Source organism: Streptomyces prasinopilosus (assembly GCF_001419695.1).
GTDB classification, from domain to species: Bacteria; Actinomycetota; Actinomycetes; order Streptomycetales; family Streptomycetaceae; genus Streptomyces; species Streptomyces prasinopilosus.
Genome location: NZ_LIRG01000405.1, coordinates 1 through 1113 on the forward strand (window position 1 = coordinate 1; position 1113 = coordinate 1113).

At 74.6% G+C, this 1113-nt stretch carries 1 pseudogene; it reads right to left on the bottom strand.

The annotated features are described in order from the left end of the window. Positions 1-199 (bottom strand): annotated as a pseudogene (locus AOK18_RS17650) (sensor histidine kinase); the annotation flags it as partial. Positions 200-1113: the final 914 nt, after the last annotated feature.

The following is a 1113-nucleotide window of genomic DNA, read 5'->3' on the forward strand; positions in this document are numbered from 1 at the left end:
GGGTGACCCGCTGCAGCGGGGCGAGGCCGACCCGCAGCAGCAGGGCGTTGGCGCCGAGCATCGCGGCCAGTCCCACGGTGAGCACGAAGGCCTCGGTGAGCAGGACCGGGGTGGAGACGGTGACCGGTCCGAGCAGCAGGACGGTGGCCACGATCAGCACGACCGCGTTCAGCGAGAAGATCCGCCAGAACAGTGGCACCCGGTACCACCTCCTCACCGTGCCGCTCCCGGGGCCGTCCGTCGTCGTACGGCCGTCCTGCTGTTGCTCTTATGCCCCGGCACCGCCGCGGTGCCGCCCCGCCGCCACCCCGGTCTTTCCCCGAGACCGCCGTGAACCGGCTCCCCACACCGGCTCCCCGCACCGGGTCCTGCCTCCCGGGTCCTGCCCTCCCGGGACCCGTCCTGCCGGGCCCGCCCCGCGGAACCCGCCTCCCCGGGTGCCGGGCCCGTCCTCCGGGACGCCCGGCGGAGAGCCCCCACGAGGCGCTGCCGGGCAGGGGACTGTCCCCGGCGGCTTTGCCGTCGTAGGCTCCCGTGTCGCGGAGCTTTCGGCGGCCCGCGCTACCGGGGGCGCGGGCGCGAGCCGCCGTGCCCCAGCGTGAGCGCTGTTCCGGCGGGGCGCCATCCGTGGCAACCCCCATTTTTCCCGTGGGTGTGCGACGCCCGGCCGGTCCGCGTACGGGACGGTCCCCCACGAAGATGAGGGCCGTCCCCGATGGCCGCGGGGCCCCTGGGCGGGCGACCCTTGAGGTGGACGCGAACCCGTCCCGTCGAATCGCCCCGTACCAGGCGGGTGATGACCTCGGCGCACGGGCAAACTCCCGGGAGCGGCCCGATGGGGGGAGTGTCGAGGTTCTCGAGGGCCGGCGTTCCACTTTTCCGCCCCGGCGTCGGTTGCCACGGTACCGACGCCCGGAGGCGTTGCTTCGGAGGTGCCGGCCGGCCGTCTCACCGTGCTGTCACCGTTCGGGAAGGAGGAGACGTGCCCCAGTCCGACGACAAGCGCCTCGTCGATCTCGCGGCCCGGATCGAGCGGGACGACCCGCGTTTCGCCCGCTCGATGTCCAGTGGACGTCCCACCCGGCCCCGTGAGTACCGGCACGCGCGCGCGTG